The 19,231-nt window shown below is 35.7% G+C and carries 18 protein-coding genes and 1 pseudogene; 7 read left to right on the top strand and 12 right to left on the bottom strand.

Going from position 1 to position 19,231, the window contains the following annotated elements; translation table 11 throughout:
• Nucleotides 1-12 precede the first annotated feature (12 nt).
• The 7 genes from Bra60_RS03920 to rpsF form a co-directional block, all read right to left on the bottom strand.
• A complete protein-coding gene (locus Bra60_RS03920) occupies nucleotides 13-552 on the bottom strand; it encodes a CvpA family protein (protein WP_078688676.1) in 540 nt (179 codons plus the stop codon).
• 127 nt (nucleotides 553-679) lie between these two features.
• On the bottom strand, nucleotides 680-2,095 hold the full coding sequence (radA, locus tag Bra60_RS03915) for a DNA repair protein RadA (RefSeq protein WP_078688675.1): 1,416 nt from the start codon (nucleotides 2,093-2,095) through the stop codon (nucleotides 680-682).
• Between the two features lie 6 nt (nucleotides 2,096-2,101).
• Nucleotides 2,102-3,601, bottom strand: a complete 1,500-nt coding sequence (locus Bra60_RS03910; protein ID WP_078673840.1) for a replicative DNA helicase — start codon at nucleotides 3,599-3,601, stop codon at nucleotides 2,102-2,104.
• 111 nt (nucleotides 3,602-3,712) lie between these two features.
• On the bottom strand, nucleotides 3,713-4,291 hold the full coding sequence (gene rplI / locus Bra60_RS03905) for a 50S ribosomal protein L9 (protein ID WP_035007253.1): 579 nt from the start codon (nucleotides 4,289-4,291) through the stop codon (nucleotides 3,713-3,715).
• 25 nt (nucleotides 4,292-4,316) lie between these two features.
• Nucleotides 4,317-5,303 carry a hypothetical protein gene (locus tag Bra60_RS03900; protein WP_078688674.1) on the bottom strand — a complete coding sequence of 329 codons (987 nt, stop codon included), beginning with the start codon at nucleotides 5,301-5,303 and terminating at the stop codon, nucleotides 4,317-4,319.
• Nucleotides 5,304-5,447: 144 nt separating this feature from the next.
• Nucleotides 5,448-5,696: a 30S ribosomal protein S18 gene (rpsR, locus tag Bra60_RS03895; RefSeq protein ID WP_035007423.1), complete on the bottom strand. Its 249-nt coding sequence runs from the start codon at nucleotides 5,694-5,696 to the stop codon at nucleotides 5,448-5,450.
• Nucleotides 5,696-6,103, bottom strand: a complete 408-nt coding sequence (gene rpsF, locus Bra60_RS03890) for a 30S ribosomal protein S6 (protein WP_078688673.1) — start codon at nucleotides 6,101-6,103, stop codon at nucleotides 5,696-5,698. The genes rpsR and rpsF overlap by 1 nt, the downstream gene beginning before the upstream one ends.
• A gap of 382 nt (nucleotides 6,104-6,485) precedes the next feature.
• Here rpsF and Bra60_RS03880 point away from each other — a divergent pair, with 382 nt between their 5' ends.
• The 7 genes from Bra60_RS03880 (at nucleotide 6,486) to gmk (ending at nucleotide 12,644) form a co-directional block, all read left to right on the top strand.
• Nucleotides 6,486-7,070: an undecaprenyl-diphosphatase gene (locus Bra60_RS03880; protein WP_078688672.1), complete on the top strand. Its 585-nt coding sequence runs from the start codon at nucleotides 6,486-6,488 to the stop codon at nucleotides 7,068-7,070.
• Nucleotides 7,071-7,151: 81 nt separating this feature from the next.
• Entirely contained in the window at nucleotides 7,152-8,096 is a 945-nt protein-coding gene (gene fabD / locus Bra60_RS03875; RefSeq protein WP_078688671.1) for an ACP S-malonyltransferase, read from the top strand.
• 18 nt (nucleotides 8,097-8,114) lie between these two features.
• Nucleotides 8,115-8,852: a 3-oxoacyl-[acyl-carrier-protein] reductase gene (gene fabG, locus Bra60_RS03870; protein ID WP_078688670.1), complete on the top strand. Its 738-nt coding sequence runs from the start codon at nucleotides 8,115-8,117 to the stop codon at nucleotides 8,850-8,852.
• Between the two features lie 260 nt (nucleotides 8,853-9,112).
• Nucleotides 9,113-9,349, top strand: coding sequence for an acyl carrier protein (locus Bra60_RS03865; protein WP_035007265.1), 237 nt, complete (start codon nucleotides 9,113-9,115; stop codon nucleotides 9,347-9,349).
• Between the two features lie 105 nt (nucleotides 9,350-9,454).
• Nucleotides 9,455-10,717 carry a beta-ketoacyl-ACP synthase II gene (fabF, locus tag Bra60_RS03860; RefSeq protein ID WP_035007266.1) on the top strand — a complete coding sequence of 421 codons (1,263 nt, stop codon included), beginning with the start codon at nucleotides 9,455-9,457 and terminating at the stop codon, nucleotides 10,715-10,717.
• A gap of 105 nt (nucleotides 10,718-10,822) precedes the next feature.
• Nucleotides 10,823-11,923, top strand: coding sequence for an endolytic transglycosylase MltG (gene mltG / locus Bra60_RS03855; RefSeq protein WP_078698087.1), 1,101 nt, complete (start codon nucleotides 10,823-10,825; stop codon nucleotides 11,921-11,923).
• A 55-nt stretch (nucleotides 11,924-11,978) separates the two neighbouring features.
• A complete protein-coding gene (gmk, locus tag Bra60_RS03850; protein WP_078688668.1) occupies nucleotides 11,979-12,644 on the top strand; it encodes a guanylate kinase in 666 nt (221 codons plus the stop codon).
• A 49-nt stretch (nucleotides 12,645-12,693) separates the two neighbouring features.
• On the opposite strand, the pseudogene rsmA reads toward gmk, so the two are convergent.
• The 5 genes and pseudogenes from rsmA to lptG form a co-directional block, all read right to left on the bottom strand.
• Nucleotides 12,694-13,523: pseudogene (gene rsmA, locus Bra60_RS03845) on the bottom strand (16S rRNA (adenine(1518)-N(6)/adenine(1519)-N(6))-dimethyltransferase RsmA).
• The gene (gene pdxA, locus Bra60_RS03840) at nucleotides 13,517-14,527 is read right to left on the bottom strand and encodes a 4-hydroxythreonine-4-phosphate dehydrogenase PdxA (RefSeq protein WP_035007271.1); all 1,011 of its coding nucleotides are present in this window, start codon (nucleotides 14,525-14,527) and stop codon (nucleotides 13,517-13,519) included. Before pdxA ends, rsmA begins: the two are co-directional and overlap by 7 nt.
• The gene (locus Bra60_RS03835; RefSeq protein WP_078688666.1) at nucleotides 14,527-15,486 is read right to left on the bottom strand and encodes a peptidylprolyl isomerase; all 960 of its coding nucleotides are present in this window, start codon (nucleotides 15,484-15,486) and stop codon (nucleotides 14,527-14,529) included. The genes pdxA and Bra60_RS03835 overlap by 1 nt, the downstream gene beginning before the upstream one ends.
• A gap of 95 nt (nucleotides 15,487-15,581) precedes the next feature.
• Nucleotides 15,582-17,912, bottom strand: coding sequence for an LPS-assembly protein LptD (locus Bra60_RS03830; protein ID WP_236823903.1), 2,331 nt, complete (start codon nucleotides 17,910-17,912; stop codon nucleotides 15,582-15,584).
• 45 nt (nucleotides 17,913-17,957) lie between these two features.
• The gene (lptG, locus tag Bra60_RS03825) at nucleotides 17,958-19,049 is read right to left on the bottom strand and encodes an LPS export ABC transporter permease LptG (RefSeq protein WP_078688664.1); all 1,092 of its coding nucleotides are present in this window, start codon (nucleotides 19,047-19,049) and stop codon (nucleotides 17,958-17,960) included.
• Nucleotides 19,050-19,231 lie beyond the last annotated feature (182 nt).

Genomic DNA, 19,231 nt, shown 5'->3' with positions numbered 1-19,231 from the left:
AATATTTGTAATTTAATTATCTGAGGTGTCATCTTTTTTAAAGAATTTTTCTATTATTTCAAAGGTATAATCAAGATCTTTTGGCATCATTTCTGCTATTTTTTTACTCAGTGAATCTAACATAGGTTTTGTTTGTGCATTTTTTAGCCAATCGGATTGTTGTTCAGGTTTAACAAGTGCATTAATAAGCAGTATGCTGATGACAGCGATTAATAAGCCACGAAATGCTCCGAAAATAAATCCAACGGTGCGATCAAGTGCGCCAATTCGACTATCAATAATAAAATCAGCAATTTTCATAGTGATGATAGAAGTAATGACAAGAACAGTGATAAAAATCATGAAAAATGTGATAACCAATGCTATCATTTTATTCGAGAGATATTGTTCAGTGAAGGGTAATATAAGTTTAAATGAATAAAATGTTGAAACTGCTGCAATTATCCAGGAAATGAATGATAACGCTTCACGTGAGAAACCGCGAAGCATGGCTAGAAAAGAAGAAAATAGGATAACTACTACGACAATACCGTCTAGAATTGTTACACTCATTTTTTGATTCCTTATATATGATATATGCGTTGCATTTCGTTATAATCAGTATAAAAATGTATAGAAATATATTTTTGATTTTTGGTTATGTCGACTTTCTATTTTTATATCAAGAATCTTTTGCGTTTTATGGAATTTTCTCTTTAATTATTTTTTGTGGTACAGAGCGTTTTTCATCTGAAGTAATAGCCGCAATCAATTCAGGAAGATCAGAGAATGTATGTTGTTGAAAATTTTGTGATTTTATTATTTCTGTTGTTGTTATAGGTTGAAAAGCTCCTTGAAATCCTAGCTTTTTTGCTTCTTTAATGCGTTGTCCTGAATGTGCAACGGAACGGATTGCTCCTGAGAGGCTGACTTCACCAAAATACACATAGTGAGTTGGAAGAGGGATGTTTGCAAGAGAAGATACCAAAGCTGCTGCAACTGCTAAATCAGCTGCAGGTTCTGATATTCGGTAACCACCTGCAACATTAAGATAGACATCATGTTGTCCAAAGCGGATACCACAATGAGCTTCTAATACGGCTAGAATCATCGAAAGACGATTCCCATCCCATCCCACGACAGCACGCCGTGGCATACCAAGCGAAGAGTGAGCAACAAGAGCTTGAATTTCTACTAATATAGGGCGTGTACCTTCCATTCCTGCAAAAACCGCAGCTCCCGGCGCTTTTTCATTACGCTCACCTAAGAATAATTCAGATGGATTAGAAATTTCCCGTAATCCTCTGTCAGACATTTCAAAGACGCCAATTTCATCCGTTGGTCCAAAGCGGTTTTTCATAGTTCTTAAAATTCGATAATGGTGTCCACCTTCACCTTCAAAATAAAAAACTCCGTCAACCATATGTTCGACAACACGAGGTCCAGCAATTTGTCCATCTTTTGTGACGTGACCAACAAGAACAACAGAAACTCCTGTGTTTTTTGCAAAATGGATCATTGCTTGAGCACTGATGCGGACTTGTGTTACGGTTCCAGGTGCTGAATCTGCTAGATTTGACCACAAAGTTTGAATGGAATCAACGATGACCATATCAAGTTTTTTATGTGTATTTAAAGTTGCTAGAATATCTTCAACATTAGTTTCAGCAGCGAGTTGAACTGCTGTATTTGTAGCATTAAGTCTTTGTGCACGTAAGCGAATTTGTGTAATAGCTTCTTCACCTGATACATAGATGACATTATACCCTTTTTGCGATAAGGCTGCTGCTGTTTGTGTTAGTAATGTTGATTTTCCTATGCCTGGATCGCCAGCAATCAGTAATGCTGATCCACGGACAAAACCACCTCCGGTAACACGATCAAGCTCAGCAATGCCAGAATGGATACGCGGAACATTTTCGATATCTCCAGAAAGAGATGTAAGTGTAACTATATGACCTTTACGAATATTTTTAGGAGGGCCACTTCCTACACCGCTATTTGTACCTTCTTCAGTAAGAGAATTCCAATTTCCACAGGAGTGACATTTTCCAGCCCAACGTGAATGGACTGTGCCACAATCTTGGCAAATAAATTGAAGACGATTACGTACCATAATGGTTTAACCATATTGTTCTGGAAGATAATTACTGTCTGCCAGATCACTGAAGCGTGTGAAATCAGCTTGGAAAGAGAGTTTGACTATGCCTGTTGGTCCATGGCGTTGCTTCGCTACGATAATATCAGCTTTTCCAAAAACTTCATCCATTGATGCTTGCCATTTTAAATGTTCTGGACCTCCTATCTTAGGCTCTTCATTTTTGAGATAATACTCTTCACGATATACAAAAATAACAACATCCGCATCTTGCTCAATTGAACCAGATTCACGTAAGTCTGATAGTTGTGGACGTTTATCTGTCCGATTTTCGACTTGGCGTGAAAGCTGTGAAAGAGCAATAATGGGAACATTAAGCTCTTTAGCTAAAGCCTTTAATCCTGTGGTGATTTCTGTAATTTCTTGAACGCGACTTTCAGATGAGCGTTTTGAATTGCTTGTCATTAACTGTATGTAGTCAATAATCAAAACATCTAAACCGTGTTGTCGCTTGAGGCGACGTGCACGTGCAGCTAATTGTGTGATTGATATGCCACCCGTTTGGTCAATATAAAGTGGAACTTTTTGTAGGCGATTCATTATGCGTAATAATTTTGCAAATTGTTCTTCTGAGATATTGCCTCGACGAATGTTAGAAGAAGAGACCTCTATTTGCTCAGAAATAATACGTGTTGCAAGTTGTTCTGATGACATTTCAAGCGAAAAGAATCCGACAATTCCCCCCTCATTGTCTGGCGATGATTCTTTTTTTGTATCACAGTTATAAGTATTAGCAATATTGAAAGCAATATTGGTAGCAAGAGCAGTTTTTCCCATACCAGGACGTCCTGCAATGATAATTAAATCAGAAGGCTGTAATCCTCCCATTTGTTCATCAAGCTTTTTTATGTGAGTAGCAATACCTGATAATCGTGAAGATCGCTTTTTTGCTATTCCTGCCATATCAATAGCTTTTTTAATAGCTTCATCAAAACTCTCAAATCCACCACCATATTTTCCCTTTTCTGCTAGCTGAAATAAATCACGCTCGATTTTTTCAATTTGTTGAATTGGTGTCAATTCTAAAGGGGCATCAAATGAGGTATTGACAACTTCATTTCCAAGATTAATCAAGGAACGTCGGATAAAAAGGTCATAAATTACTCGTCCATAATCCTCAGCATTAATAATTGTTACCGCTTCTTTAGCTAAACGAATAACATAATTAAATACAGTAATATCTCCAATTTTTTCTTCAGCTGGAATAAAAGGTTTGATAGTGACAGGGGTTGCCAGTTTTCCTTTTTTGATAATTTGTGATACAACTTCAAAGAGTTGTTGATGTAATTGTTGGAAAAAATGTTCTGATTTTAAAAAATCTGACACGCGATCAAGTGCATCGTTATTAATAAGAATCGCGCCAAGCAATGCTTGTTCAGCTTCAATATTATGTGGCATCTGCCGAAAAAAGGTGGATTCTTCTTTTTGCTGAGGGATCAGATTAGAGATGCCGGTTTCTTCCATAACAATCTTCCTATTAATAATATTTAGCCTTTCGGCTAAATATTATCATGATATACCAATTTTAATGGGAGAGAAGAAAAAACAAACAGTTAAGTAAGAAAAAGATGTTCATTAACTGTGACTTTCTTCATTAAGGTTGTTTTCTACATGGTTATCAGTTTCTTTTGTTAATGGTTGCTCTTGAGTACCATATATTGCTTCAGTAGAAGTCAGATTTTCACCTGCTTCTTGACGCTCCGCTTCACTAGTTGAGCGTGCAATATTAATTGTTACAGAAACTTGAATTTCGGGGTGTAAGCTGAGAGAAATGGTGTGAAGACCGATGGTTTTAATAGGGTGATTAAGTTCAATTTGGTTACGTTCAATCGAAAAGCCATTCTCTGTTATAATATCAGCAATATTACGTGTTGATACGGAACCGTAAAGTTGTCCTGTTTCACCAGCTGAACGGATAATAGTAAATGATTGTCCATCAAGTTTTTCAGAAATTTTTTGAGCTTCGTTTTTGCGTTCAAGGTTACGAGCTTCAAGCTGTGCGCGCTGTGTTTCAAAGTGCTTTTTGTTGGCTTCATTAGCACGTAAAGCTTTACCTTGAGGTAATAGAAAATTGCGCGCATAGCCATTTTTAACTGAGACAATATCACCAATCTGACCAAGATGAGTGATGCGTTCAAGCAAAATGATATCCATAGTTTTTCCTTTCGAATTAAATCAATTAGTGAGATTTGTGTGATTGGCTGTTATATTGAATGGTTGCCCAAATGCCCATAAGCAGCAGCATAAAAGAAATAGGTACAGTAAAAATAACAGTTAAAATAGCAATGTAAACAAAAGATAATATTATCGTTCGACCACTTATTTCTTTTGTAATATTATGGAGATATGCTAGACCAGTAACTGATATGATAAATGTATAGGCAGTGATAAAAACATTTGCGCCTAAATTTAAAATAGAATTGGTTTCAATCATTGCGGCTATAAAAGCAAAAATGAAAATGATAAGTCCCCAAATTGGAAGGCGGAAATTTTGTTTCCAATCATCACGAGGTCTTTTCAAACAATTTATATGGCGTGCTATCATCATTGAAAAGTAAAGATTTGCAATAAAAAACAATAAACTGTAAACGGTCAATATTACTGCTGTTAGAGTTGCTGTATGTGTCATTACAAGTTCAGTAAAAGAAAGAATATTAGTTTCGTTTATAGACTGCGATTGTCGCATAGTCTGTACTATATTCTCGGTAATTTGCTTCGCAATAATAGGAGAAGATGGATGATTTTGAATATAAATTCCAATAAAAGTTGATATACAGGCAATAAAATTTGTTAAAAGAAAAATAATTGGTGGTAATGGATACCACATCAACGAATTTTCTTCTTGTATTGTTTGTACTGGTTGTGCAAATCCAAGGAGCCAAGAAGCATAAACAGCAGGAAGAAAAAACAACAACATAAAACTAAAACCAATATAAATATTATTGGTTATGGAAAGAACAAAAGTAGCGCTAATTAAAGCAATAAGGCTAGGTAGTGTACCATATCTAAATGCTGCGATAAAGATTGGAAGAGAAATAAAACAACCTAAAAAAAGAGAACAATAGGGAATGATATTTGAAACATTGATGATTGCCATCCCTATAACAGCAGTAAACAGTCCTGCTAAAACGCCGATTATTGTTTTATAAGAATAGGAATCTTCCATTGATCGCTGTCCTGCCTTTTGCAGTTAGAGGTATATAATACCCCAACTTTTTTGGATATATTATAATTAAAATATGTTTTGTAAAGTATTAAAGAAAAAGAATAAGTAGCCAGAAAAAATTCTGGCTACATAATAAATTAAAATTTATTTGACAACATATGGAAGTAAGCCAAGAAAACGAGCACGCTTAATAGCATTTGCTAATTCACGTTGTTTTTTTTGACTAACAGCTGTGATGCGCGAAGGAATAATTTTCCCACGCTCTGAAATATAACGCTGTAACAGCTTGATATCTTTATAATCAATTTTAGGAGCATTTGCACCCGAAAATGGACATGTTTTACGGCGGTGATGAAAAGGACGACGTATCGAAGTTTGTTGAATATCAGTCATCATGCTATTCCTCCTGTTGGATTTTCATGTTGACGGTGCAGATTTTGAGCTTTCTCTTCATTTTGATTAGAGAAGCTATCACGGTTGAGTCCTGAAAGTGCTGTCGATTGTTCTTTTTCATGTTTTTCTACGCGGACAGTCATATAACGCAAAATATCTTCATTAATACGCATTTGACGCTCAAGTTCAGCAATTGTTGATGCTGGAGCGTCAATATTCATCAATACGTAATAAGCTTTACGATTTTTGCGGATTCGGTAAGCAAGAGAACGAAGACCCCAATTCTCTACACGCCCAACTTTTCCACCATTCGCTTCGATAACGCCTTTGTAAGTTTCTAAAAGCTCATCAATTTGCTGTGGTGCAATATCTTGTCGGGCAAGAAATATATGTTCATAAAGAGCCATTATTTTGCCTTTCTTCAATTAAATTCTACTAGTTTTGGCGCAAAGCCTCTGCGACTTGTCTTTATTGGAAAATCCAAAGAAGAAAGGGCGCGTTTGCATTCGAGACACTCGAGAGCGGAGACACAGGAGGCCGGAATTATTATATTCCCACTGGTTTTTCCCAGCCCTCCGTTCAACCCCCAGCCAAATACCGGTAATGAACATTGAATATTTACAGCTTATCTTTAAAAATAGCAAGTTGGTGTTTACAAAAAATATCATTTATTGAGTCTTAGGATATTTTTTATACATTTTGCGTTTCACTTTAACTTTATCATATTACTGTTTCCTTTAGTAAAAAATGGTATAATAGGAAGATAATGATATATTAAGTGAGATAAGAATGAACGTTTTACACCAGATTGATATAGCACTTTTCGAAATGCTTGCTAAGAGTAATCAAATGGATTTGATTTTTGTTTGGTTTGGTATCATTTGTGCAAAGTTTTTAATTTATATTATTCCTATACATCTTTGTGTATTATGGTTTTGTGGTGGATGTACGGAAAGGCGTGTTGCTTTAAGTATTGGTCTTAGTATTTGTGTTGCTCTTATTATAGGTTATATTATTTCTCTTATTTATTATCGTCCACGTCCATTTATTGCAGGTTTGATGCGACCTCTTATTAAACATCGGGAAACAGCTTCTTTTCCAAGTAATCATGCATTAGTTATTGTGTCTTACTTTGTTAATCTTTATTTGTATCGATACAAAATTGCTTCTAAGTTTGCATTGATATTTTTGTTATTAATTTGTTGGGGACGTGTTTTTACAGGTGTACACTATCCTTTTGATGTTTTGGCTGGTGTGGTTTTAGGAAGTTTTGTAAGTTGGTTTATTATTCGGTTTGTTGCATCATATTTTCCTAAATTTCTATATCAAATTCCACCTTTGAAATATAATTTTCATATAGGTACTCAATTTTAAATTAAGTTGATTTGTTGTAATTTATGTTTATTGAATTGGTTGAAAAGAAGATAAATCTAAAATTTAATTTTGGAGATGATGATGGTAGCAGCATTCACTTTCCCAGGACAGGGAAGCCAAGTTGTTGGTATGGGAAAAGTACTTGCAGAGCAATTTATTGAAGCACGCATGGTTTTTGAGGAAGTTGATGATGCTTTAGGTGAGAAATTATCACAAATTATTTTTGAAGGACCAGAAGAGGTTTTGACATTAACGGCAAATGCACAGCCAGCATTGATGGCCGTGTCTATGGCAATTATTCGTGTCATGGAAAAGTTGGGATTTGATATAGCAAAGAAGGTGAAATTTGTTGCTGGCCATTCTTTAGGAGAATATTCGGCACTTTGTGCTGCTGGTACATTTAGTTTAGCTGATACAGCAAAACTTTTACGGATTCGGGGAAATGCTATGCAAACAGCTGTTGCTGTTGGTGAAGGTGCAATGGCGGCAATTATTGGCTTGAATGAGCAAGATGTTGAAGAAATTTGCAAGTTCGTTTTAGGAGAGGGAGTGTGTCAAATCGCTAATGATAATGGCAGTGGACAGATTGTTATTTCAGGTGAAGCAAAAGCTGTCGAGTCAGCTATCAAGATTGCTTCACAAAAAGGAGCTAAACGTACATTGCTTCTTTCTGTATCAGCGCCGTTTCATTCAGTTTTGATGAGTTCTGCTGCTGATGCGATGAAAGACGCCCTTAGAGCTGTTAATAAAAAAGCACCTGTTGTTCCGCTTGTTGCGAATGTTTCTGTTACACCAGAAAGTGATCCGGAACGTATTTTTATGCTTCTTGTTCAACAGGTTACTGGGCGGGTGCGATGGCGTGAAACAATCGAATGGTTTGGAGCTAATAAGGTTGATGTTCTTTTTGAAGTTGGCTCTGGAAAAGTATTAACAGGTTTAGCGCGCCGTATTAATAAGGATATTAATGGTTTGACAATTGGTACGGCTGAGGAAATTGAATCAGCATTACAAGTGCTAGGTGTTTAATCTTAAGGAGTCTAAAAAATGTTTGAATTAACAGGTCGTAAAGCTCTTGTAACAGGAGCATCAGGAGATATTGGTGAAGCAATTGCTCGTGCTTTACATGCACAAGGAGTTATTGTTGGGTTGCATGGAACGCGTGAAGGAAGACTCACAGAAATTGCTGTAGATCTTGGTAAAGACACTTTTATTTTCCCCGCTAATCTTTCTAACCGTGATGCTGTCAAGCAATTGGCTAAAACAGCAGAGAAAGAGATGGATGGAATTGATATTCTTGTTAACAATGCTGGTATTACTCGAGATGGTCTTTTTGTACGTATGCAGGATCAGGATTGGGATGATGTATTGGCAGTGAATTTGACAGCTGCCTTTACTTTAACACGTGAGCTAACATATAATATGATGCGGCGGCGTTATGGACGTATTATTAATATAACTTCTATTGTTGGTGTTGTTGGTAATCCTGGACAAACGAATTATTGTGCTGCGAAAGCTGGTTTAATAGGATTTTCAAAGTCATTGGCACAAGAAGTTGCATCGCGAAATATAACAGTTAACTGTATTGCTCCAGGATTTATTCAATCCGCGATGACTGATCAATTGAATGAAAAGCAGAAAGAAAAAATTATGGCTACAATTCCAATGAAGCGTATGGGAATAGGGCAAGAAATAGCCTCTGCAGTTGTTTATTTAGCGAGTGATGAGGCAGGATATGTGACTGGACAAACAATACATGTCAATGGTGGTATGGCAATGATTTGAGTATTTGCTGTATTCTACATTGATTTATAATCATTATTATTTTAGATAACGATAAGTGAAATAAAACAGTAAGTTTATTTCTTTAAATATGGTAATTGTTCGACTTATCAGGGTATCAATTTAGTACATTTAAGAGGAGATATTCACGGAATGTTCTATGTTTTATCGCTAAAGTTTTGGAGCAATGCATCTATTACTTGATTATATGAACTTATATCGCTAACCAAGTACAGGAAAACAATATAATTCGAGGATTCAATATGAGTGATACAGAAGAGCGCGTTAGGAAGATTATCGTAGAGCATCTCGGAGTTGACGCAGATAAGGTCGTAGAAAATGCAAGCTTCATCGATGATCTAGGAGCAGATAGCCTTGATACGGTTGAACTTGTGATGGCTTTTGAAGAAGAGTTTGGTATAGAAATTCCGGATAATGCTGCTGAGACAATCTTCACAGTTGGTGACGCAGTGAAGTTTATTGATAAAGCTTCTCTATAATTTTACTTAAAGGGCAAAAGTATTTTATGCTTTTGCCTGATTTTTTAGTTTAGGGCATATTTTGACAATATGGTTTCTAGAGGTGGGTGGTTCAAGGTTAGAAACATGAGACGTATTGTTGTTACTGGTTTGGGATTAGTATCTCCACTCGCTAGTGATGTTGAATGGAGTTGGAAGCGGCTTCTTGAAGGGAAAAGTGGTATTCGACGCATCACTGAGTTTGAGGTGGCTGATTTACCATGTCAAATTGCTGGCCGTATTCCTTTAGGGGATGGAACAAATGGTACATATAATGCTGATTTACATATGGAGCCTAAGGATCAGCGTAAGGTTGATGCATTTATTACTTATGCAATAGCTGCTACTGATCAGGCACTTGCAGATGCTGAATGGTTTCCCAAAAGTGATGAAGAGCAGATACAGACGGGTGTTATGATTGGTTCTGGTATTGGTGGTGTTGAGGGCATTGTTGAGGCTGGTTATACACTTCGTGATAAAGGTCCACGGCGAATTTCTCCTTTTTTTATTCCAGGCCGTTTGATTAATCTTGCTTCTGGTTATGTTTCCATCAAATATGGTCTACGTGGTCCTAATCATTCGGTTGTAACAGCTTGTTCGACCGGTGCTCATGCAATTGGTGATGCAACTCGTTTAATTGCATTAGGTGATGCAGATGTGATGGTAGCAGGGGGGGCTGAATCTCCAGTTAATCGCATATCTCTTGCTGGTTTTGCTGCCTGTAAAGCTCTTTCTACTGGGTATAATCATGAACCTGAGCGTGCATCACGTCCTTATGATGCCGATCGTGATGGTTTTATTATGGGTGAAGGGGCTGCTGTTGTTGTTTTGGAAGAGCTTGAACATGCAAAAAAGCGGGGCGCTCGCATTTATGCAGAAGTGATTGGTTATGGTTTGTCTGGTGATGCTTATCATATTACAGCTCCTTCGGAGAGTGGTGAAGGTGCGCAGCGTAGTATGATATTGGCTCTTAAGCGTGCGCAAGTGAATGTGAGCGATATTGATTATATTAATGCTCATGGTACATCAACGATGGCTGATGTTATAGAGCTAGCTGCTGTTGAGCGTGTTTTAGGTCATCATGCGTTGAAGGTATCAATGTCATCAACTAAATCATCTATTGGGCATTTACTTGGTGCAGCTGGTGCAGCTGAGGCTATTTTTTGTATTTTAGCTATACGGGATAATATAGCTCCAGCAACACTTAACCTTGATAATCCATCTGTTAAAACAAAAATTGATCTTGTGCCGTATACACCACGTGAGAGAAAAATTGATATAGTTCTTTCTAATTCATTTGGTTTTGGTGGAACAAACGCATCTTTAGTAATGCGGCGTTTTAGTGAATAACTAAGTAGTTTCATTTGTTATGGCTGCCTTGATGAGCTTTTTGACTATAAGATTTGAGTGAGAAATTATTAGTAAAATACCTGAAATTATTAAGGTTAGTAGGTTATGTTTGATGCAAAAAGTAAGTCATCATTGAAGAATATAAATGACTTTTCATTAAGTTATCCACCAAATAATAATGGATTGTTACATGAAAAACGGAAAAGATCGCATATTTTGCGCAATCCGTTTATTATTCTCGGTAATTTTTTTCTAACGCTTGTTGTGGTTGTTCTTTTAGTTGTTGGTATTCCTCTCTATATTGTAAAGAACATTTTTGAGGGTAAAGGGATTGCTGAGAAAGAACAAGTTATTCTTATTGATTCTGGAAAAGGAATTCGTGAAATTGCATCATTGCTTGAAAAACGTAGTCTTATTCGATCATCTGATATTTTTATTTATGGGGTTGGTTATTACCAAAACACAACCCGTCTTAAAGCCGGTGAATATTTAATTCCGGCGTATGCTTCGATGCATGATATTATGAATATTCTTGTAAAAGGAAAGTCTGTTGAATATAGTTTTACAGTGCCTGAGGGTTTAACGGTTCAACAAGTATTTGACCGGTTATCAGCCAATGAAATTTTGATTGGTGATCTTCCGGAAGTTTTACCTCCAGAAGGCAGTTTGGTGACGGATACTGTTCATTTTATTCGTGGCACAACACGTGTCGAAATTATAAAAAGGTTATGTGAAGAACAAAAAAAATTAATTAATGCAATATGGGCTACTCGTTCCCCAGACTTACCCATCAAGTCTATTGATGAGTTTGTTATATTGGCATCAATTGTTGAAAAAGAAACAGGGATTGCAACAGAGAGACCGCAAGTGGCTGCAGTATTTTATAATCGTCTTGCTAAGGGTATGCGTCTTCAATCTGATCCAACGGTAATTTATGGTATTTTTGGTGGAAAAGGTAAACCTGTAGATCGTCCAATTTATAAGTCAGATCTTGAGAGAGAAACGCCATATAATACTTATAAAATTGATGGGTTGCCACCAACAGCTATTGCAAATCCAGGTCGCGATTCTTTAAAGGCAGTGGCAAGTTTTCCGAAAAGTGATGCACTTTACTTTGTAGCCGACGGTTCAGGTAGACATGTTTTTTCTAAAACTTTGGAGGAACATAATGCAAACGTTCGTAAATGGCGGGCGTTAGAAAAATAGTAAATCTTCTTAAATTTAGAATTCATATTTAGAAAATTTTGAAAAAAGTAACAGTATGACATTATTTGATAATGAATTGAGTGCTCAAAAAAAAAATAAACGTCGCGGTTTTCTATTTATTCTTTCTTCTCCTTCAGGTGCTGGCAAATCAACAATTTCGCGGTTAATTCTAAAAGATCAACAATTAGAGCTTTCTATCAGTATGACAACGCGGGCAAGGCGCCCTAGTGAAGTAGATGGTGTTCATTATCATTTTATTTCGAAAAAAGAATTTGAACGTAAGTGTGCAGGAGACGAGTTTATTGAGTGGGCAGAAGTTCATGGGAACTATTATGGAACTTTACGTGAAAGTGTTGAAAATGCATTGAACGCTGGTCGGGATATGTTGTTTGATATTGATTATCAGGGGACTGAACAACTTCAAAAAAAAATGCCGGGTGATACTGTTTCTGTTTTTATTCTTCCTCCATCAATGAAGGAGCTTGTTGCTCGTTTACATCGTCGAGCAGAAGATAGCCAAGATATTATTAATTTGCGATTAAACAATGCAAGAACAGAAATTCAGCAATGGCGCTCTTACGATTATGTTGTAATTAACGAAGATTTGAATCAGTCGTTATTGCTTATTAAATCGGTATATTTAGCAGAAACAATGAAACGTAAGCGTTGTAATTTTCTTGAGTCTTTTATTGATGAGCTTATTGTTGAAAAAATTGATTAATAGCTTATCATTTTAAGAGAATCTTTAAATTAATAAGGATTCTATTTCTTTAAGTGATTAGGTTAGCTAAAGTTACAAATTCAGAAATAGAAAGTGTTTCCGCTCGGCGTGTTCCATCAATACCAGCTTTTTCTAAAAGTGTTTCACCTCCAATAGTTTTAAGACTTTGTCTCAGCATTTTACGCCTTTGTCCAAAAGCAATTTTTGTGACGAGGCTTAATTTTTGTGTAGAGCAAGCGAGAGGTTGTAAGCGTGGAATAATGTGAACAACGGAAGAAGTTACTTTTGGCTCTGGTATGAAGGCTCGAGGAGGAATATCAAAAGCGATTTTTGCAATACTACGCCAACCAGTCAATATGCTGAGACGACCGTAGTAAGGAGATTGAGCAGTTGCTGTAATACGCTTTGCGACTTCACGTTGAAACATTAAAGTCATTGACTCATAAAAAGGGGCCATGATTTTGTTAAAAGCCAATTTAATAAGAGTTGTGTTCCAATATTATATGGAAGATTTGCAATAATTCGCGGTTTTTCCGGATATGCTTCAAAAAGCTTTGGAAAATCTTGTTTTAATGCATCATTAAAAATAAGCTTGAGTTTTTGTGGATAGTGCTCTTCTATTTCTAAAAGAGCTGGCATACAACGCTCGTCACGTTCTATCGCTGTTACAATAGCGCCTTTTGCAAGTAAGGCGCGAGTCAAACCACCAGGACCAGGACCAATTTCAAGAACAGGTTTTCCTTCTATATTGCCTGCTTGATGAGCAATCTTAGCTGTTAAATTAAGATCAAAAATAAAATTCTGTCCCAAAGATTTATTAGCTTGTAACTTATACTTACTGATGACGTTACGGAGAGGAGGAAGATTATCTATTAGCATATGATTGGATTGTTTTTTGCAAGTTGGTCTGCAAGTTTAAGAGCAGCAATAAAACTTTCAGGAGAAGCTATTTTTTTATCTGCAATATCAAAAGCAGTGCCATGGTCTGGGGAAGTGCGAATGAAAGGTAATCCTAAGGTAACATTAACAGTAGTATCAAAGTCTAATGTTTTAACAGGGATAATAGCTTGATCATGGTACATACAAAGAGCAACATCATATGTTTGCCTTATACGTTCATGAAACATTATATCAGGAGAGAGGGGACCTATAATATTCAGTCCTCTTTTTTTAAGATATTCAATAGCGGGAATAATAATTTTTTCTTCTTCTTTTCCTATTGCACCATTTTCTCCAGCATGAGGGTTCAGACCAGCAATAGCTAAGCGTGGTGAATTTATTGCAAATCTGGTTTTTAAATCATTTTCAGTAATTAATGCAGTTTTAATAATTAAATCACATGTAAGAGATGAAGAAACTTTATTAAGTGGAATATGAATAGTAATTGGTACCGTTTTTAATTGAGGTCCAGCCAACATCATAACTGGATGATATTGTTTATTGGAAAACTTTTGAGCAAGATGAGCAAGAAATTCAGTATGACCTGGGAAGTGAAATCCAAAATCGTAAAGACTTTTTTTTGCAATAGGGCAAGTAATTAGTGCGCATCCCTGACCCCTTTGAATCAATTGAACGCTGCGTTCAATTGATTCAATTACTCCAGCAGCATTATCCGGTGAAGATAATCCTAGTTGATCACTTTGTCGATTTTTTAAGGGAATTATAGGAAGAGATGTTGAAAAATTTTCTACAGGATTATGAGTAGAAACAGATTTTATATCAATATTAAGTTGTAAAAAACGAGCACGCGAATGAATAATTTCAGGATCGGCTAAAAGAACAAAAGGTGGAATTTGACGTATATTACGCATATTCCACGTTTTTATAACAATCTCAGGACCAATTCCTGCCGGGTCTCCACTACTAACGATTAGCGGAGCCATTATGAATTTTGAATACGTGCTGTTTGTCTCAATTCTTTTAAATACTTTTCACTGAGAGCTTCAAGAAGTTGGGGAATATCTTTCTTTTGATGATCTTGGATGGAAAATATAAGTCGAGCCACACGGTCGTCAGAAACTCTTTTTATTTGACAGACAGCAACTGCTTCAATACCATTCTGCGTTTCTCGAAAGTTAGTCATTTTTCCAGCTGGCGTTGCAAGGATAGCTTTTTCCCAATTTTGAGGCAGTTGAGGTTCCAAAAATTTTCCTAAATGACGGATAGTAATATCTAAAATACCTTTTGCCTGGTTTTTAGCGCTATTACATCCCTGGAAATTGGCACGGAACTTATTTGCTTCTTTTTTACGTTTTTCTAGAATTGCTGACCGCCGATGTTCAGGAATAACAAAAATAATTTGTTGTAGTGTATATTCGTTTGTTGAAGGTTTGACACCGCCATTTTTTAATATCCTCTGTGAGGCTTCTTGTTCTGTAATTACTCCACCTTCAGCTTGATAACGCGCATTAACAAGACGTGCCCAGCCCATTTGCCCCAAAATATATGCTTTAAAGTGTTCTACCGTGACATCAGTTTGAGTGAGCATTTGATTGAGTTGATCAACAGTCATATTATTTTGTGCAGCAAAATTTTCAAAAGCATTCTCAACTTCATCTGTGCTAACTTCAATATTTCGCCGTTTTATTTCATTATTTTTAAGGACTTCATCAATAAGATCATTTTTAGCTTGTGTGGCAAGATTTCCTTGCTTCTGTTGCAATTTAAGAAAAGCAATACGCCTTTGAATATCATAATTTGTAATAGCGCTACCATTAACTGTAACGACAACTGAAGTCTGTGCAAAAGCTTGTGATGTAAAAAATGTGCTTACGGATAAACTACTTACACTCAAAGAAGTGATACAAAATAAAGCAAGAGCACTATTTCTTAGTGTATTCATATAAGTAAACCTTTACAATCAATTTTCATCTATTACCCAAAATATATGTTTTTCTGCATAAAAACAATGATAAGTTAAGATTGATATACTTTCTATTATAAATCTGATTTTATTTTTTTGCCAATAGCTGTAATAGTACGTAATGAAAAAGAAACATTAAAGTTTTTAAAAGTCATATTTCTCTCTGGATTTTTTACCTGTTGATAACCAATCGTTATCCCAAAGCATTCATCTATATAACTTAGATTTATTCCTTGTTTTACAAAAGCATTAGATATTAAATCATAACTAGTATTATTATTAATTGACCAATAGTTGGAAAATTTAAGTCCCACTTGAAAAGAAATCTCTTGCTGATCTTGCGTATATTCATCATTTTGTTGATGTGAAATATAAGCATATTGCATAGACGTCCAAAGATTAGACCATTTTTGTGATGCTTCTAATTCACTACGGCGGACTTTCCCTGTTGTTTTATCAAAACGTCCACGAGATGCTATAGAAAAGCCATGAGTATGATTTGCTTCAAACATTGTCACATAGTCTGAGTGTGCTGTTTCAAGACCAGAGTATGCACCTAAATTGACAAAGTCTTTCTCTGCGAACGAATTTTTTCCTGCGAGATGAAATGATTGTCCAATAAGTCCATAAAGTGACCAATTATTATTCAAACTTCCGGAATATCTAAGACCTATATTTACTCTTGTGCCGCCTTCTACACGATCATAACCAGAGAATTTATCTCGTTGAAATAAGGTGGTTGTATCAAATACAAGGCTTTGCGCGTCTTCATTTGGTAATTGTCCTACATATTGTTCGTTATTGCGTATAAAAATTTGTGTTATTGGCTCTAGTATATGTGTGGATATTTCAGTAGTAATAAGAAGAGGATACCGTAACTCCAAGCCTGCTGTTGCCATACTACGAATTGTTGAGGAAGCAATATTAAAATTTTTCGAAGAGACATTTTCTATGCTAGCAATATAGTTATTGTGAGTATTTATTGCACTTGTATCAATTCGTAAGGCAAAGATAGGCGTTAATATTAAACCATTTTTGGTATTGAAACGTTTTTTCCATTCTAGTTCGTTTGTTAAACGAAAACTGTTTCCAGCTATACCGGAGAGTTGAAGAGTATTGCTAGGGTAATCTGGCAAATGTGTATTATTAAAGTCATTATGACGACGATAAATTGATTGTATATTACTACGGAAGGTAAGATTTCCAGTGTAAATTGATTTATTTGGTGTCAAAGAATAATCAATGATAGGTAGACCCCATGCTTGCTGGGAATGACGATCATTGAGGGTGTTTTTAAGCAGTGAATTTTGGATATTGAAATGGTAAAAACGCATGTCAAAATAATTTTTGCCTGCAAGACCATTTAAATAAAACTGAGAAATTTTTACAGGGTCGCCATAATTTTCAAGTTTGTATGTACGACTAAAGTTTCTGTCTGACTGTGCAAAGGCATCCCAGCCGTAAATCCACCGCGAATTAATACGAAAATTACCTCTTGTTGCTATCATATAACGATTAGTATTTTGTGAATCAACTCTATCATTATCGAAGTTGTAAGGATTGGTTTGGTATATATGAGCAAAATGGATGTTATAATAGCCTGTTTTTAAACGTTGATGCCATGTACCTTCATTTAAAAGTCCTTGTTTTGTATAAACTGTAGCAGAAAGTGTGAAATCATTGTAGAGTGAGAGGTTCCAGAAATAAGAGTTTTTTACGCCAATACCAAGATTATCAGCATAAAAAAAGCGAGGAGCAAGAAAACCACTTATACGTTTTACTGTTGGATCAGGAAGTTCAATCGTTGGAAAATATAAAATTGGGATGCCGAAAGTTTCAAAATAGCTATTTTCAAATCGAATTGTTTTTTTGACATTGTTCCATATGATCTTTTTTGCTTTGATTTGCCACGAGACTGCACCATCTGATTTGTTATGACAAAGTTCACATGCTGTATAAATAGCATTGTTAAAAATTGTTATTTGGTTCCTGTTACGATTAGCATTTTCAGCTGTGAAGTATGTATTATTCGTTGTTTTGATACGTAAAGAATTTACAAATCCTTCTCCAAAGTCTTTTGTCATATCAATATAATGAGAATAGATTTTATTTCCATCCTTTTGAGTAATCTTAACATTTCCTTGAGCTATGACACGTCCTGTTTTTTGATTGTAAGTGACTCTTTGAGCGACGGCTTTATTACTATCATATTCAATTTGGACATTTCCTTGTGCAGAAATGGTGTTTGCATCACGATTGTAAATAAGTTTATCAGCAGAGAGTAAGAAAGGACTTTTTGTATTCTGGGGATGATTTTGAAAAAAAGGATTAGAATTTTGTGCTATTGTAGAATGAGAGATAAGAACACCTCCAGAAAAACTGATGAGGCTTTTTATAACCAACATTCTCAGTGTTTTAAAAATTCTCCTTTTATTTGCTAACATTTTTACTTAACCATCCTCTGTATAAAGTAAAAAGGATATTGCAAAAAACAATGCCACTATAACTGGTACCCAAGCAGCAATGATTGGTGGAATGTAACCAGCGTTACCAAAACTTCGAACGAGCATAGAAATAACATAAAGTATAAATCCTGCAATTACACCACCAAGAATTAATGTTCTCGATTGTCCAAAGCGTGGAATTTTTAGTGATACAGTTGCTGCAATAAGAGTCATTGCCACAAGTAACATTGGTAAAGCAATCAGTGATTGTAAATGCATATCAAATTTATTGGCAGAATAACCAAGTGAGCGTGCAACAGCAATTTTTTTTGGTAGGGTGTAAAATGGAATAGTTATAGGATCGGTTAAATATTCAGTTAAAAACTCAGGCTTTAAGTGAGTTTTTATTCGTAATTCAGTAAATTTTTCAGGAGTTTGTCCTATCTTATAGATTGTCCCATTTGTTAATAACCAAGCACCATCTGTCAATGTTGCTTTTTTAGTATTAATCCAGTTTTTTACTGTTGCATTCTCATTATATTGTACAAAGGTTGCATCAATAAGAGAAAGATCTTGATATATGATTGATTTAGCACCAACGGTTATTCTTCCTAAATTTGTGTGTTGTGTTAACCATGGAATACGCGTGTCAGTGGTAGATATTTGGGCACTATTACTACGCCATTCTGCTATCATTTTTTCTGCTTGGGAAGAGCTCCATGCAGCTAGTGGATTAATGAAAAGAATGGAGAATAATCCGAAAAGAAAAGCTCCAAAACAAGCTGGTGCGAGAAATTGCCATGCGGAAATACCGATTGAACGAGCAACAACAAGTTCAAATTTTTTATTAAGGGAGATAAGCATTGTTATTGCAGAAAATAATGCAATAAAGGGAAAGAGTTGTTGCATAATTAAGGGAATTCGCAGCAATGAAATAAGGAATGCTCCTTTTGCTGTATGATGAGGAAGTAACGCTAGTTTGCTAGAGTTTTCTGTAAAGTCGATTAAGAGGACGAGAATAAAGGCACCCAAGAGGAAAAAACAGACTGTTTTAAGATAAAGCATGAAAAAATATCGTCCGAGCGTCAATCCAATCATGATACCTTATCCGAAAGATAGTAAGAGTTTTGATGTGTAGATATCATGATGCATGCGAATATTCAATGAAATGCGAAGTAAGCTTTATTATGAGAGTTCGTAAAGTGCATGATATATTCTACTACAACATTAAAAAGCATTAATTAAGAATTCAGTAGTTTGAAATTTTACTAATTTATTAT

It is taken from the genome of Bartonella sp. Raccoon60 (assembly GCF_002022585.1).
Classification (GTDB): Bacteria; Pseudomonadota; Alphaproteobacteria; order Rhizobiales; family Rhizobiaceae; genus Bartonella; species Bartonella rochalimae.
This window is presented reverse-complemented; position numbering and strand designations above follow the sequence as displayed.

Bases quoted from the DNA above. Each gene is read 5' to 3' on its own strand.
- Bra60_RS03920 (WP_078688676.1), bottom strand. From the start codon at position 552: ATGAGTGTAACAATTCTAGACGGTATTGTCGTAGTAGTTATCCTATTT.
- radA (WP_078688675.1), bottom strand. From the start codon at position 2,095: ATGGTACGTAATCGTCTTCAATTTATTTGCCAAGATTGTGGCACAGTC.
- Bra60_RS03910 (WP_078673840.1), bottom strand. From the start codon at position 3,601: ATGGAAGAAACCGGCATCTCTAATCTGATCCCTCAGCAAAAAGAAGAA.
- rplI (WP_035007253.1), bottom strand. From the start codon at position 4,291: ATGGATATCATTTTGCTTGAACGCATCACTCATCTTGGTCAGATTGGT.
- Bra60_RS03900 (WP_078688674.1), bottom strand. From the start codon at position 5,303: ATGGAAGATTCCTATTCTTATAAAACAATAATCGGCGTTTTAGCAGGA.
- rpsR (WP_035007423.1), bottom strand. From the start codon at position 5,696: ATGACTGATATTCAACAAACTTCGATACGTCGTCCTTTTCATCACCGC.
- rpsF (WP_078688673.1), bottom strand. From the start codon at position 6,103: ATGGCTCTTTATGAACATATATTTCTTGCCCGACAAGATATTGCACCA.
- Bra60_RS03880 (WP_078688672.1), top strand. From the start codon at position 6,486: ATGAACGTTTTACACCAGATTGATATAGCACTTTTCGAAATGCTTGCT.
- fabD (WP_078688671.1), top strand. From the start codon at position 7,152: ATGGTAGCAGCATTCACTTTCCCAGGACAGGGAAGCCAAGTTGTTGGT.
- fabG (WP_078688670.1), top strand. From the start codon at position 8,115: ATGTTTGAATTAACAGGTCGTAAAGCTCTTGTAACAGGAGCATCAGGA.
- Bra60_RS03865 (WP_035007265.1), top strand. From the start codon at position 9,113: ATGAGTGATACAGAAGAGCGCGTTAGGAAGATTATCGTAGAGCATCTC.
- fabF (WP_035007266.1), top strand. From the start codon at position 9,455: ATGAGACGTATTGTTGTTACTGGTTTGGGATTAGTATCTCCACTCGCT.
- mltG (WP_078698087.1), top strand. From the start codon at position 10,823: ATGTTTGATGCAAAAAGTAAGTCATCATTGAAGAATATAAATGACTTT.
- gmk (WP_078688668.1), top strand. From the start codon at position 11,979: ATGACATTATTTGATAATGAATTGAGTGCTCAAAAAAAAAATAAACGT.
- pdxA (WP_035007271.1), bottom strand. From the start codon at position 14,527: ATGGCTCCGCTAATCGTTAGTAGTGGAGACCCGGCAGGAATTGGTCCT.
- Bra60_RS03835 (WP_078688666.1), bottom strand. From the start codon at position 15,486: ATGAATACACTAAGAAATAGTGCTCTTGCTTTATTTTGTATCACTTCT.
- Bra60_RS03830 (WP_236823903.1), bottom strand. From the start codon at position 17,912: ATGTTGGTTATAAAAAGCCTCATCAGTTTTTCTGGAGGTGTTCTTATC.
- lptG (WP_078688664.1), bottom strand. From the start codon at position 19,049: ATGATTGGATTGACGCTCGGACGATATTTTTTCATGCTTTATCTTAAA.